The organism is Jiangella endophytica, from assembly GCF_003427025.1.
Lineage (GTDB): Bacteria > Actinomycetota > Actinomycetes > Jiangellales > Jiangellaceae > Jiangella > Jiangella endophytica.
In genome coordinates, this window is the sequence record NZ_QVAI01000008.1 from 60,931 (window position 1) to 74,534 (window position 13,604).

At 72.1% G+C, this 13,604-nt stretch carries 12 protein-coding genes; 9 read left to right on the forward strand and 3 right to left on the reverse strand.

Annotated features, from left to right (window positions below; translation table 11 throughout):
* Nucleotides 1-107 precede the first annotated feature (107 nt).
* From DZA62_RS17410 to DZA62_RS17420, 3 genes are read left to right on the forward strand one after another with little or no spacing between them, the layout of a single operon-like run.
* A complete protein-coding gene (locus tag DZA62_RS17410; protein ID WP_116950186.1) occupies nucleotides 108-1,385 on the forward strand; it encodes a hypothetical protein in 1,278 nt (425 codons plus the stop codon).
* Nucleotides 1,382-2,029, forward strand: a complete 648-nt coding sequence (locus DZA62_RS17415; RefSeq protein ID WP_116950187.1) for a hypothetical protein — start codon at nucleotides 1,382-1,384, stop codon at nucleotides 2,027-2,029. Before DZA62_RS17410 ends, DZA62_RS17415 begins: the two co-directional genes overlap by 4 nt.
* Nucleotides 2,026-3,165 (forward strand): hypothetical protein, encoded by a 1,140-nt coding sequence (locus tag DZA62_RS17420; RefSeq protein WP_157987732.1) that lies wholly within the window; start codon nucleotides 2,026-2,028, stop codon nucleotides 3,163-3,165. Before DZA62_RS17415 ends, DZA62_RS17420 begins: the two co-directional genes overlap by 4 nt.
* A 468-nt stretch (nucleotides 3,166-3,633) precedes the next feature.
* Here the strand turns inward: DZA62_RS17420 and DZA62_RS17425 are convergent, their stop codons facing one another.
* Complete coding sequence (locus DZA62_RS17425; RefSeq protein WP_116950189.1) at nucleotides 3,634-4,377, reverse strand: GntR family transcriptional regulator; 744 nt, start codon at nucleotides 4,375-4,377, stop codon at nucleotides 3,634-3,636.
* A gap of 180 nt (nucleotides 4,378-4,557) precedes the next feature.
* Between DZA62_RS17425 and DZA62_RS17430 the strand changes: the two genes are divergently transcribed.
* Genes DZA62_RS17430 through DZA62_RS17450 form a run of 5 tightly spaced genes read left to right on the forward strand, consistent with a single transcriptional unit; the run spans nucleotide 4,558 to nucleotide 10,021 of the window.
* The gene (locus tag DZA62_RS17430; protein WP_116950190.1) at nucleotides 4,558-5,979 is read left to right on the forward strand and encodes an extracellular solute-binding protein; all 1,422 of its coding nucleotides are present in this window, start codon (nucleotides 4,558-4,560) and stop codon (nucleotides 5,977-5,979) included.
* A complete protein-coding gene (locus tag DZA62_RS17435; protein ID WP_116950191.1) occupies nucleotides 5,954-6,910 on the forward strand; it encodes a carbohydrate ABC transporter permease in 957 nt (318 codons plus the stop codon). Before DZA62_RS17430 ends, DZA62_RS17435 begins: the two co-directional genes overlap by 26 nt.
* Entirely contained in the window at nucleotides 6,907-7,728 is an 822-nt protein-coding gene (locus tag DZA62_RS17440; RefSeq protein ID WP_116950192.1) for a carbohydrate ABC transporter permease, read from the forward strand. The genes DZA62_RS17435 and DZA62_RS17440 overlap by 4 nt, the downstream gene beginning before the upstream one ends.
* Nucleotides 7,728-8,816 (forward strand): ABC transporter ATP-binding protein, encoded by a 1,089-nt coding sequence (locus tag DZA62_RS17445; protein WP_116950193.1) that lies wholly within the window; start codon nucleotides 7,728-7,730, stop codon nucleotides 8,814-8,816. The genes DZA62_RS17440 and DZA62_RS17445 overlap by 1 nt, the downstream gene beginning before the upstream one ends.
* Nucleotides 8,813-10,021 carry a CehA/McbA family metallohydrolase gene (locus DZA62_RS17450; RefSeq protein ID WP_116950194.1) on the forward strand — a complete coding sequence of 403 codons (1,209 nt, stop codon included), beginning with the start codon at nucleotides 8,813-8,815 and terminating at the stop codon, nucleotides 10,019-10,021. Before DZA62_RS17445 ends, DZA62_RS17450 begins: the two co-directional genes overlap by 4 nt.
* A gap of 108 nt (nucleotides 10,022-10,129) precedes the next feature.
* On the opposite strand, the gene DZA62_RS17455 is transcribed toward DZA62_RS17450, so the two are convergent.
* The gene (locus DZA62_RS17455) at nucleotides 10,130-10,996 is read right to left on the reverse strand and encodes a hypothetical protein (RefSeq protein WP_116950195.1); all 867 of its coding nucleotides are present in this window, start codon (nucleotides 10,994-10,996) and stop codon (nucleotides 10,130-10,132) included.
* 53 nt (nucleotides 10,997-11,049) lie between these two features.
* Nucleotides 11,050-11,613 (reverse strand): TetR/AcrR family transcriptional regulator, encoded by a 564-nt coding sequence (locus DZA62_RS17460; protein ID WP_198663883.1) that lies wholly within the window; start codon nucleotides 11,611-11,613, stop codon nucleotides 11,050-11,052.
* A 79-nt stretch (nucleotides 11,614-11,692) separates the two neighbouring features.
* Here DZA62_RS17460 and DZA62_RS17465 point away from each other — a divergent pair, with 79 nt between their 5' ends.
* The gene (locus DZA62_RS17465; protein WP_116950196.1) at nucleotides 11,693-13,492 is read left to right on the forward strand and encodes an ABC transporter ATP-binding protein; all 1,800 of its coding nucleotides are present in this window, start codon (nucleotides 11,693-11,695) and stop codon (nucleotides 13,490-13,492) included.
* Nucleotides 13,493-13,604: the final 112 nt, after the last annotated feature.

The following is a 13,604-nucleotide window of genomic DNA, read 5'->3' on the forward strand; positions in this document are numbered from 1 at the left end:
AGGCGACCACACTCCGCCCGGCCCCTGATGCGGCCGTGAGACCGCGCTGACACGGCGCTGACACGGCCGCTGACAGCTGCGTGTACCGAGGTCAGTAGGCTGTCCCGGTGCCCATCGCCCCGGCCCTGGCCCTGACCGCGCTGCTGCTGGGGGCGTCGCCGGCCACCGCCGAGCCGGCCGCTGACACCGTCGACGCGCTGATCGAGCAACTACGCGACGACCCGATCCTGGTGGATCCGTCGATGGGCATGGGCGATTCCGCCCTCGCGCACGACGTGCTCACCGAGGCGGCCGCGGACGTCGGCCTGCCGGTCTACGTCGTACTGGCCGACAACCCCTCCGACCTCGCGGGCACCGACAGGGTGGCGGAACAGGCGGCCGCGCTGTTCCGCGATCAGCTCGGCGACGGGCTTTACCACGTCGAGTTCCGCGAAGGCATCTCCTACACCCAGTCGTGGGGCGGCGGCGAGCTGGACGACGCCTACCTGGCGCCGGTCACCCGCGCCCTGGAACGGGCGGAGTCGAACGGCCCTGGCGAGTACCCGCGGGCGTCCGCGCTGTTCGAGGCGGTGCTGACGGTGCGCTGGGCGGTCGCGCCGAGCGAGGAGATACCCGAGGCCGTCGTGGACGAGTACGCGGAGCAGCCGTGGGCGTTCGTGGCCGAGTCCGACTACGAGCGTGCCGACGCGACCGCCGGCCGCTGGGTCGCGCTGCTCGCGACGATCGTCGGCGTGCTCGTCGCCGGCACGATCGTCACGCTGGTCGTCGCCCGGGCGAAGCCGGCCGGACGGGGCGCCGCGGGACGGCGGCCGGCGTCCACGCGCGCGACGTCGTCGGACCCCGCCCGTAGGGTGGGCCCCACCCGGGCCGGGAGGGGTGCGGCTACCACCTCGGCCATTCCCGGCAACATCGGCGCGACGGCCGAGAAGGCGCTCGACGAGGCGCGGCGGCGGCTGGCTCGGCTGCCGGCCGACAAACTGACCTCACCGGCAGGGTCGGCAGCGGCCGACGCCGTCGAAGCGGGCGACCGGGTCCTGACGACCCGCGACTCCCTGGACGCCGTCGGCGCGACGGTGCTGGCCGCGATCGCCGTCCGCGAGATCGAACGGGCCGGGTCGCCGGACCGGCGGCCGTACCGCCCGTGCTTCGTCAACCCCTTGCACGGCGAGGCCCGCGACACCGTCCGCATCGACGGCTCGTCCATCGACGCGCCGGTGTGCCGCGCGTGCGCCCGCACGCAGGGCCGGTTCCTCGCCGTCAAGCGGCGGCTGCGCGGCTCGGTGCCCTACGCCGAGACGTCCACCGTCTGGGCCCGGACCGGATTCGGCGCGCTGGTCGGCGACCTCGCCGCGCAGGTCCTCGACGATCGGAGCGCGCGCCGATGAGCCGGCGGATCGTGGGACTGCTGATCACGCTGGTCCTCGCGGCGGGCGGCGGCGCCCTCGCATGGTGGCTGGCCACGTCCGGCATCACGCCGGACCTGCCGGTGACGGAGCGGGCCCGGGCCGCCGCGGCCGGACTCGGCGACGACGGGCACGTCTACGTCGACCCGAGCGCCACCGGAACGTTCACCGACGCCGACCTCGCCCGGCTCGACGCCGCGGCCGCCGCGTCGGACCCGCAGGCCTTCCTCGTCGTGTGGCCGGCCAGCCGCGAGGCCGGCTACGGCTCGCCGTCCGACGTACTGCACCAGATCGGCGACCTGACCGGCCGGCCCGGGCTGTACGTCCAGGTCGTCCCCGGCGCGGACCTGTTCGACACCGACGTCGGCATCGCGGGCGAGTACCTGTCCATCTACAGTGCCGTCGGCGACGAGGCGGAGACCGAGACACCCGCGTTGCTGCGGCTGATCGACGAGAACGACGGGCGGGAGTACGAGGTGGGCGAGGACACCAGCAGCAACTACTGGGGCGGCACCGGCGGGATGATCGCCGCCGGTCTGACCATCGGCGGCCTCGGCGGCGTCGGCGCCGGTCTGCTCGGGCTGGCCGGGTGGGCACTGGTGCGGCGGCGGAGGGCGGCGGCATGAGCGACGACGTGGTCTACCAGCCCGACCCGGCGGCCATCGCGGCCGACCTCGCCGACGACGGCGTGCACGTCGACTCCTCCCTCGCCGACGAGTTCACCGCGGAGCAGCTCTCCGAATTGGCCACGCTGGTCGGTGACGCCGAACAGCCGGTGTTCGTGCTGGCCGTACCGCTCGACTACACCTCCGAGGTGTCCGCCAACCAGCTGGTGGCGCAGGTGTACAGGGAGTCCCCCGCGGACGGCGTCTACTTCGTCTCGCACCGGTCCAGCGACGACTGGCGGGTGCAGTCGACCAGCTACAACATGGCGACGAGCAACGAGGACGCGCTGGCCACGTACGTCGCCGGCGACCGGTTCCCGAGCAACCTCGCGCTCCAGGTGGCAGAGACCGTGCGGGTCTTCAGCAGCGGCACCGTCGAGCAGCAGTACGCGGAGCTGCACCCCGACCAGGAGTCCGTCACCAGCACCGGCGACGGCGGCTCGGGGCAGGTGCTGGGGATGGATCCGCCGGTCGCGATCGGGGCCGGCGTCGCGCTGGCCGCCGTCGTCGCCGTCGTCGTCCTGCTGCGACGCCGCCCGCGCGGCGACGTCGCACTGAAGCGGCGGGCGCTGCGCCGCATCTCGTCGGCGCAGACCCGCGAGTGGCGGCGCCGGGCCGAGACCGAGACCGCCGCGCTGGGCGACCGGATCCGGGCGCTGGAGATCGAGCACGGCGACGACGGCGCGACGTGGTCGGCGGCACTCGACCACTACCAGGCGGCGACGGCGATCCTGGACCGCTCCGACGCGGCGGCCGACTCGATCGGCGTTCTCGTGCTGGCCCGCCGCGGCGACGACGCGCTGAGCCACGCCGCCGGCGGCGGGTCGTGGACACCCACGGCGGCCTGCTTCTTCAACCCGCTGCACGGGCCGGCGACGACGAAGGCGACGTGGAAGACGGCGGCGGGCAAGCGCGACGTGCCCTGTTGCGGGGCGTGCCGGCGCGACCTCGGCAAGCGCCGCGAGCCGGAGATCCTCGACCTGCCGACCGGCGACACCGTCGTGCACTACATGGACGCCGGCGTCGAGCCCTGGGCGTCGACCGGATTCGGCGCGCTCGCCCCGGACCTGCTGGACCGGCTCCAGGACCGCCGCTGACGTCTCGTCCCATCCACCTGAGTTGACGCTTCTGTCTCAAGCTGCTGATGGTTGGCAGGTCAGCGGTGCGTGTTGGTCTGGCGTCGGGTACTGGTCTGCTGTGACGCGAAACGGCCGATATCGGCGCGTGCGCGTGACGGGCGACCAGGACGTCACGTCAGACCAGGATGCGGGCCGGCGCCGGCGCTGCCGGACGCCCCTGTTGACGCCTCTCTGTCGAGTTGTTGCTTGCCGTGGTAGGTCACGGGTGGGAGTCGTCGTGACCGCCGGATACTCCCTGAACCGACGCTTGTGACCGCTGAATGGGCTCCGTCCGATGGTTTCGGGAGTATGCGTCGGTTTCGGGAGTATCAGCGAACGACGGCCGACAAGAGCCGGCGCCGGTCAAGCCGATCCTCGCCGGCACGAAGCGCCCCCTGGCCGGCTCGAGGCGCTCGGTCGCGGCAGCCCGGACTGGCCAGGTCAGGGTCAGGTCGTGGTGAGCGTCAGCTCGAAGGTGTACATCGACGCGCGGTAGAGGTGCGAGCCGTACTCGACGGCGCGGCCGGTCTCGTCGTAGGCGATGCGGGTCATGGTGAGCAGCGGCGCGCCGGGATGCTCGGCGAGCAGCCGCGCCTCGGCCGCCCGCGCGGCCCGTCCGCCGATGGTCTGGGTGGCGATCTTCAGGTTGACGCCGGCCGCGCGGATCACCGAATACAGGCCGGTGCGCTCCAGCGACTCCCGGTCCAGCCGGACGATGCCGGCCGGCACGTAGTTGCTCATGATCGACAGCGGCTCGTCGCCGGTGAAGCGCAGCCGCCGGATGGCGTAGACCTGGCCGCCGTCGTCGAGCCCGAGCGCCTCGGCCACCACCTCGCTCGGCTCCTGCAGCTCGAACGAGAGGATCTGCGTCCGCGGCTGTTTGCCGGCCGCGGTGAGGTCGTCGTACAGACTGGACAGCTCGACGGGGCGGCGCACCTTGGGCTGCACGACCTGGGTGCCGACGCCGCGCTTGCGCACCAGCAGGCCACGGTCGACGAGGTACTCGATGGCGCGGCGCATGGTCGGGCGGGACAGGCCGAGCTGGTCGGCGAGCTGGATCTCGTTGTCCAGGCGAGTGCCGGGCGGATAGGCGCCGGACTCGATCAAGTGCTCCAGATGCTGCGCCACCTGGAAGTACAGCGGCACCGGGCTGGTGCGATCGACCACGAGCTCCGGGATCCCCTCGGCCACGCTGAACCCCCTCACCTGCTGATGCGTACGTCAGTATGTTAGGACATTTGCGTCGCTGGTCGTGTGACCGGACGTCTGAGGTCGCAGTGAGGTCACAGCTCACAGAAGGTCTAGACCTCGTCAGAAAGTCATGACAATCTGACAGCCGGACATCGAGGTTGGGCTGCTCTGGAGGGATCGATGAGGATCAAGACCGGGCTCGGCGGCACGGCCGGCCTGCTCGCTGTGGCGCTCGTCCTGGCGGCGTGCGGCAACGACGACGACGGCGGCACCGCGGGCGGCGACCCCTCGCAGAACGCCGACGCCACCGAGGTCACGCTGACCATCACGGACAACGCGATCGCCGGCGGCAAGAACTCCGAGGGCGCGGCGTGGATCACCGACTACGTGATCCCCGAGTTCACCGCCATGCAGGAGGCCAAGGGCGTCGACGTCACGATCGAGTTCGAGGAGAACGGCGTCGACGACGAGGACTACAAGACCAAGATCGCTCTCGATCTGCAGTCCGGGTCCGGCGGCGACATCATCAGCATCGACGGCATCTGGACCGGTGAGTTCGCCGAGGCCGGCTACATCGCGCCGCTCAGCGACATCGCCGGCGACGCCGTCGACGACTGGGACGGCTGGGAGCAGATCCCCGACGCCGTCCAGCAGGCGATGTCGTTCGACGAGCAGGTCTACGGCATCCCGGTCGGCACCGACGGCCGGGTCATCTACTTCAACAAGGACCTGTTCGCGCAGGCCGGGCTGCCGGCCGACTGGCAGCCGACCAGCTGGGACGAGATCCTCGAGGCCGCGCGAGCACTCAAGCAGCTCGACGGCGTCACGCCGCTGCAGATCAACGCCGGCGTCCCGATGGGCGAGGCGACGACGATGCAGGGCTTCCTGCCGCTGCTGGCCGGCACCGGCGAGCAGATCTGGGCCGACGACGCCTGGACCGGCGCCAGCGAGGGTCTGACCCAGGTGCTCGACTTCTACGGCCAGGTCTACGGCGACGAGGCGCTCGGCGACCCGCTGCTGCAGCAGGAGGCGCAGGGCCGCGACACCTCGTTCCAGCTGTTCGCCAGCGGCCAGCTCGGCATCCTGATCGAGGGCGACTACCTGTGGCGCGGGGTGATCAACCCCGACGGCGGCATCGCCCCGATGGCGAACCGCGACGAGGTCGTCGGCTGGGCCAAGATCCCGGCGCGCGAGCCCGGCGCCGGCATCGACGGGCAGGACTTCGTCAGCATGTCCGGCGGCACCGGCCGGGTCGTCAACCCGAACACCGAGTTCCCGCAACAGGCGTGGGAGCTGATGATGTTCATGAACTCGCCCGAGGCCTTCGAGGCGCTGATCGCCGGCGGCGGTGCGCGCATCACCCCGCGCGACGACGTCAACGCCCAGGCGCTGGCCGGCGATCCGCTGATGAGCTTCATCGCCGAGGAGGTTCTGCCGATCACCGCCTACCGTCCGGCGCTCGCCGTCTACCCGCAGGTCTCGGTGGCGCTGCAGGAGGCCACCGGCGAGGTCGCGGCCGGAACGCCGGCCGACGACGCCGCGCAGACCTATCTGGGCGAACTGGAGGGCATCGTCGGTGACGACGGCTCCATCGCCGACTGAGGTCGAACCCGACCCGGCGGGCGCCCCCACGGGCGCCCGCCGGTCCCGGCCCGCCGACGACGGCGACGCCGCCGGGCTGGGGCGCTGGCGGGCGACCGGGTTCGTCGCGCCGGCTCTGCTGGTCATCGCGGTGTTCCTGGTCTTCCCGGCGATCTGGACGCTCTACCTGGGCCTGACCAACTGGCGGCTGACCGGCCTGGCCGCCGCCGAGCCGGAGTTCGTCGGCGCCGAGAACTACACCGACGCGCTCAGCGACCCGGCGTTTCGCAACTCGCTGGTGCTGACGCTGGCGTTCGTGTTCTTCTCCGCGATCATCGGGCAGTCGATGCTCGGGTTCGCGCTGGCGTGGACGGCGCGCCGGCTGCGGCCGGCGGTCCGGTCGGTGCTGGAGACGGTGGTCCTGCTGGCCTGGATCATCCCGGCGTCGGTGGTGGCGTTCCTGTGGCTGGCGCTGCTGGACCGGCGCGAGGGCACGCTGAACGCGCTGCTCGGGACCGACGGGACGGCGTGGCTGCTCGAGTACCCGATGCAGTCGATCATCGTGTTCAACATCTGGAACGGCACCGCGTTCTCGATGCTGCTGTTCAGCTCGGCGCTGGCCTCGGTGCCGCCGTCGCAGTTCGAGACCGCCAAGATGGCCGGCGCCGGCACGTTCGCCACCCTGCGCGACGTCGTGCTGCCGAACATCCGCGGCCACATCCTCACCAACACGCTGCTCATCACGTTGTGGACGTTCAACGTGTTCGCGCCGTACCTGATCACCGCCGGCGGGCCGCAGGGGCGCACCGAGATCCTCGGCGTCTACATCTACCGGGTGGCGCTGCGTGACGGCGCGCTCGGCCAGGGCGCGGCGCTGTCGCTGATCATGATCATCATCAACCTGGTCGTGGCGTCGGTGTACCTGCGACTGCTGAGGGAGCGCCGGTCATGACCGTCCGCGCTGCGCTGGGTGTGGTCGGCCGGTACGTCTTCGCCGGCTTCGTGTTCGTGTTCTTCGCGCTGCCGCTGCTGTGGCTGCTGTCGGCGCCGTTCGACGCCGCGCCGTCGGTGCAGGTGTCGCTGCCGGACTTCACGCTGGAGAACTTCCGCACGCTGTGGGACAACCCGTACGCGATGCGGTCGCTGGGCAACTCGGTGATCATCGCCGCCGGCACCATGGCGATCACGCTGGTGCTGGCCGCGCTGGCGTCGTACGCGCTGTCGCGGGTCCGCATCCCCGGCCGCGACACCCTGCTCTACCTGCTGCTCCTGCTGTCGTCGATCGTGACCGGGACGGCGGCCATGGTGCCGACGTTCCTGCTGATGACGGAGCTGGGGCTGATCGACCGCCAGCTCGGTGTCGTGCTGGTGCTGACCGGCGGGCTGCTGCCGACGGCGATCTTCATCCTCAAGGACTTCATGGACTCGACGCCGCGCTCCTACGAGGAGTCGGCGCGGGTGTTCGGGGCGTCGTCGCTGCAGATCCTGCGGCACGTCGTCGTCCCGATCGCCCGGCCCGGGCTGGCCACGATCGCCGTCTGGGCGGTGGTGCAGGTGTGGGGCAACTTCCTGGTGCCGTTCATCCTGCTCCGCTCCCCCGACCAGCAGCCGGCCGCCGTCGTCATGTTCACCTTCTACACCGAGGGCGGGCAACCCAATCTCGCCCTCATCTCCACGTTCTCCCTGCTCTTCTCGATACCGGTCGTGCTCATGTACCTGTTCGTGAACCGCCGGTACGGCTTCCGCTTCCACGGAGGGATCAAGCGCTGATGGCGGCGATCACCACCCACCAGCTGGTCAAGGAGTACCCGGGCGGCGTCCGCGCCGTCGACGGACTCGACCTCACCATCGAGGACGGCGAGTTCTTCGCCCTGCTCGGCCCGTCCGGCTGCGGCAAGACGACGCTGCTGCGCACGATCGCCGGCCTCGAGACCGCCACGGAGGGGCGGCTGTCGATCGGCGCGCGCGACGTGACGTCGCTGCCGCCCGGGGAGCGCCGTGTCGCGATGGTCTTCCAGGACTACGCCCTGTTCCCGCACATGACCGTCGCGGACAACATCGCGTACCCGCTGAAGATCCAGAAGGTCGATCGCTCGTCGCGGCTGGCGACCGCCGAGGAGGTGGCCGGCGGGCTGTCGCTGGGCGGGCTGACCGCGCGGCGTCCCGGGCAGCTGTCCGGCGGGCAGCAGCAGCGCGTGGCCCTCGCGCGCGCCGTCGCCAGCAGACCCGACGTGTTCCTGTTCGACGAGCCGCTGTCCAACCTCGACGCGCGGCTGCGGCTGGAGGCACGGACGTTCCTCAAGCGGCTGCAGGGCGACCTCGGCGTCACCACGGTGTTCGTCACGCACGACCAGGCGGAGGCGCTGGCGCTGGCGGACCGGATCGCGATCATGCGATCGGGTCGGATCCAGCAGGTCGGCTCCCCGCGGGAGGTGTTCCGCCGCCCGGCCAACACGTTCGTCGCCGGGTTCGTCGGGTCGACGCCGATGAACCTGCACCCCGGCGTGGTGTCCGGTTCGGCGGTGCGCGTGGCGGGCGCGGAGCTGCCGCTGCCGCCCGGTGTCTCGGTGGGTGACGGCGCGTCGGTGATCTGGGGCGCCCGGCCTGAGTACCTGCGCTGGTCGTCGTCGCCGGTGGGCGACGCCATCGGCGGCACCGTCACCGTCGTCGAGAACCTCGGCGCGTCGGTGCTCGTCACGCTCGAGGCCGGCGACGGCGTGCTGGTGCAGGTCGTCGTCGACGAGGACGAGGAGCCGGCGCCGGGCGCGAGCGGCTGGGTCGCCGTCCGGCCGGACCGCACCCTGCTGTTCGACGCGGAGTCCGAGGAGCTGCTGGACACGGTGGCGGCCGCTGCATGACGGTGCTGCTCTCGCGCCGCCTCACTCCCGACGACCGCGCGGCGTCGCCGTACCTGCCGGTGCCGTTCGAGGTGCCGGCGGGGACGTCGTCGGTGCACGTGTCGTTGTCCTACACGGGTGAGGGCGCGGTGCTCGACCTGGGCTGTGCCGGCGCGGCCGGCTGGCGCGGCTGGTCCGGCGGGGCGCGGCGGCGCTTCACGGTGACGCCGTCCGCCGCGACCCCGGGGTATCTCGCCGGCGAACTGGAGCCGGGCGAGTGGACGGTCGTGCTCGGGCTGTACCGGGTGCCGTCCGCCGGGGTGCCGGTCTCGGTGACCGTCGTGCTGGACGACGCGTCGGCGCCGCTGGACCCGGAGCCCGAAGGGCCGCCCGTGCCCGCCCGCCCGCCGCGCCGCTCACTGCCGGCCGACGACGGGCTGACCTGGCTGGCCTGCGACTTCCACGCCCACACGCTGCACTCCGACGGGTCGCTGCCGGTGGCCGGGCTGGCGGCGCTGGCGGTGGAGGCGGGCCTCGACGTGCTCGCCGTCACCGACCACAACACCGTGTCGCACCACGCCGCGCTGCCGTCGGTGGGGTCGCGGTACGGAGTCACCCTGCTGCCCGGGCAGGAGGTGACGACCGACCGCGGCCACGCGAACGCGTTCGGCCCCATCCCCTGGGTCGACTTCCGCGAGCCGCCGTCGACCTGGGTCTCGTCGGTCGCGGCCGCCGGCGGGTTGCTCTCGATCAACCACCCGCTCGCCGGCGACTGCTCGTGGCACCATCCGCTCGACGTGCGGCCGCCGCTCGCGGAGATCTTCCACCACTCGTGGATGGCGCGCGAGTGGACCGGGCCGCTGGCCTGGTGGACCGCCTGGGGGCTCTCGACGGTCCCGATCGGCGGGTCCGACTTCCACTCCCCGGCCGACGGCCGGCCGCTGGCACAGCCGCTGACCTGGGTCGCGGCGTCCTCGCCTGCCGTTCCCGACGTGCTGGACGCGCTGCGTGCCGGCCGGACCGCGCTGTCGTGGGGCGCGGACGAGCCGGTGCTCCTGCGGGTCGACGACGAACTCGTCGCGGTCGGTGCGGACGGCCTCCTCCTCGCCGACGTCTGGGGGCGGCGGCAGGTGGTGCGGGGCGAGCTGGCCCGCTTCCCCGCCGCCGACGGGCCGCATCGCCTGGAGACCGCCCGCTCCGCCGCCGTCGTCGCCGTGACGCCCTGAGCCCCCGCCCCGCCCCGCCCCCGCCCCGCCCCGCCCCGCCCCGTTGATCTTGGAGTTCTTCGCCCCACGAGCCCGAGATGTCCGATAGATGGCCGAACAACTCCAAGATCAACTTTGGAGAGGGGCCACGGCCTCGCGGTACGCCTCGGTCCAGCGGTCCCGCCCGGCCGCGGTGTGGAGGGTCGCGAGTCCGTTCTGCTCCAGTTCGACCGCCCAGGTCAGCAGGTGGCGGAGCAGCGGCCGGGCCTCAGGCGCGACGGTGTCGATGGAGGCCTCGAACACGCCCGGCCCGTCGGTCACCGTCGGCGCCGGCGACGGTGTGCTTGCGGCCGGCGGCGACTCGGCGATCGCGCGGTCCGGCTCGATCAGCTGCGGGACCAGTACCCGCCGCCCGCCGACGTCGTAGGCCGTGACGGTGACGAGGTCGAGGTCGAGCCGGTCGTTGCTGACGTCCTGAAGGTAGCCGACCAACTCGATCAGCTCCGGCGGCGCCTCGTCGATGACGACCACGCACCGCAGCCGCCCTTCGTCGAGCGCGGCCGCCAGCGCCGTCCGGAAGGCCGCGCTGTCGAACGCGGGGTTGTCCGCGATCCCCTCCGCGGCGTGCGTGATCGACTCCATCCGCCGCTTCGCCAGGTGCGGCGCCAGCAGCGCCTCGAACCCCGTCGCATCGAGGCGACGCAGGTGGGCGGCGTACCCGAGCACCTGCGTCAGGACGGCCTTCCGGTCCGTGTTCGACGCCAGCTTGATCTCGACGACCACCGGCACCCCGGTCGCCGTCTCGACCGCGACGAGGTCGGCGTACCCGGAGCCGCACCGGACCTCGCGGCCGAGGATCGCCAGTTGCGGCGCACCGGCCAGCGGCAGCATGCCGGGACTGCCCTCGATGAGGTCGTGCAGGTGCTGCTCGAGGGTGAACCCCACCGGCTCGAGCGCCCTCCACCGGCCGTCGCTCTCGGACCAGATGCCCGGCATGTCATCACCGTAGCGAGACGACCCGGCCCGTTCCATGACGGAACGCCGGCCGGTCAGCTCCGGGCCGTCAGGCCGTGGCGGAAGATGCGGACCACCGTCTCGGTGGCCTTGTGGCGGGGCAGGGTGCCCGCGGCCACCGACTCGGCCGTGACGTAGATGAGGGAGTACATGACACCCATGACGAAGGTGGGGGCGATGTCGGCGTCGAGGTCGCCGGAGGCCTGAGCGGCACGGATGAGGTCGGACATGCCGTCGTCATCGTCGGCGCGCCAGTGGGGGTTGCCCTCGAACCGGGCGGGGTCGCTGAACAGGAAGAGGATGCGGTCGGCGAGGTCGACGATGGCGCCCATGATGTTCTCGAGCGTCTCGATCGGGGTGCTCGAGGCCGCGACCGCCGTGCTCCAGGCCTCCTCCAGACTCTCTTGCGAGTCGAGCAGGAGGGCGTCGACGAGGGCCTGGCGCTCCGGGAAGTAGCGGTGCAGGGTGCTGCGGCTGACCTCGGCGCGGTCGGCGATGTCGCCGAGGGACGCGGAGAAGTCGCGGGCCCACAGCGCGGCGGCGGCCTCGAGAATGGCCCGCCGGGTCCGCTGCCGCACACCGGAATCGGTCGTCGTCACGTCCCCTTACTTTACACAGCTCCACCATAATAGAACATCTCCACTTGAGAATAGGACATGAGTGTGTCATTCTGCGACTATGAGCGTTCCCTACAGCCCGCCTGCCGAGGAACGACCCACCCCCGACCTGCCGACCGGGGCGAAGATCCGGCTGCTCTGGTCCTACGCGCGGCCGCACCGGCGCATCCTGATCGTCGGCCTCCTGCTGGGGCTGCTGGGCACCGCCGCCGAGCTGGTCACGCCCCTGGTCACCAAGTCCGTCCTCGACGGCCTGGAGGTGGACGCGTCGCTGCGCGGGCCGGTCACGCTGCTGGCCGTGCTGCTGGTGGCCGGCGCCGTCATCGGGCTGGTGCAGGCGATCCTGCTGGGCACGCTGGCCGAACGGATCATCCTGGCCGCCCGCACCGGCATGGTCCGGCACCTGCTGCGCACCAGGGTGACGGAACTGGGCACCCGCAGCGCCGGCGAGATGGTCACCCGGGTCACGTCCGACACGATGCTGATCCGCGAGGCGACGACGTCCAGCATCGTCAACGCGGTCAACGGGCTGGTCGGGCTGGTCGGCGCGCTCGTCCTCATGGCGTACCTCGACGTCGTGCTGCTCGGGACGACGCTCGGGGTCATCGTGCTGGTCGGCGTCCTGGCCGGCCTGCTGATGCCCAAGCTGGCGAAGGCGCAGCAGGATGCGCAGGAGGAGATCGGTGCGCTCGGCGGACGGCTCGAGGGCGTCCTCCGCGCGCTGCGCACCGTCAAGGCCGCGCGAGCCGAGGCCCGCGAGACCAGCAGGATCGCCGGGCACGCGGAGCGGTCGGCCGAGAAGAGCATCCGCGCGGTCCGGCTCGAGGCGTGGGCCTGGACCATCACCGGCGGCGGCATCAATCTCGCGATCATGCTGATCCTGGGCGTCGGCGCCTACCGCGTCGCGGCCGGCGACATGACCGTGACGACGCTGGTCGCGTTCCTGCTCTACGCGTTCCAGCTGATGATGCCGGTGATGCTGCTGACGATGAGCCTGACGGCGGTGCAGTCCGGACTCGCCGCGGCGGCGCGCATCGGCGAGATCGACGCGATGGCGACGGAGGCCGACGCGGCGACGGCGGTCCCGGCGACGGCGACGACCGCGGCGGACGCCGCGCTGGAGCTGCGCGACGTCGAGTACCGCTACTCCCCCGAGTCCACACCGGCGCTCGACGGTGTCAGCCTGACCATCCCGCGCCACGGGCACACGGCGATCATCGGGCCGTCCGGCGCCGGCAAGACCACGATCTTCTCGCTGCTGCTGAAGTTCCTGCAGCCGCAGCGCGGTGAGATCGTTCTCGACGGCCGCCCGTTCGCGGACTGGCGGCTGGCCGACCTGCGCAGCCGCATCGCCTACGTCGAGCAGGACACCCCGCTGGTCCCCGGCACGCTGCGCGAGAACCTCGCCTACGCCGCACCGGACGCCACCGAGGACGAGCTGTGGGCCGCGCTCGCGACTGTCCGGCTGGACCACCGGGCCCGCGATCTGGAGCACGGCCTCGACACCGTGCTGTCGCCGACGACGATGTCCGGCGGCGAGCGGCAGCGAGTCGCGCTGGCCCGGGCATTGGTGACCGACGCAGAGCTGCTGCTGCTCGATGAGGCGACGGCGCAGCTGGACGGGCTCAGCGAGGCCGCCGTCGCCGAGGGCATCCGCCGCCAGGCCGCCACGGGCGCGGTCGTGACGATCGCGCACCGGCTCTCGACGGTCGTCGACGCCGACCAGATCGTGCTGCTGGAGGCCGGCCGGGTCCGTTCCGTCGGCACGCACCAGGAGCTGCTCCGGTCCGACGAGCTCTACCGCGAGCTGGTCGCGGCGCTGCGCATCGCCACCGCGCCGGAGCCGGCGACGACCACCTGACCGTCGCCCGCTCGACGCCTCGCGGCCGGGACCGACCCCGGACGCGAAGCATGATCAGGTTCTGCCTATGCTCGGATTCCACGCTATTTCCGACATCTTCACCATCTGTCAC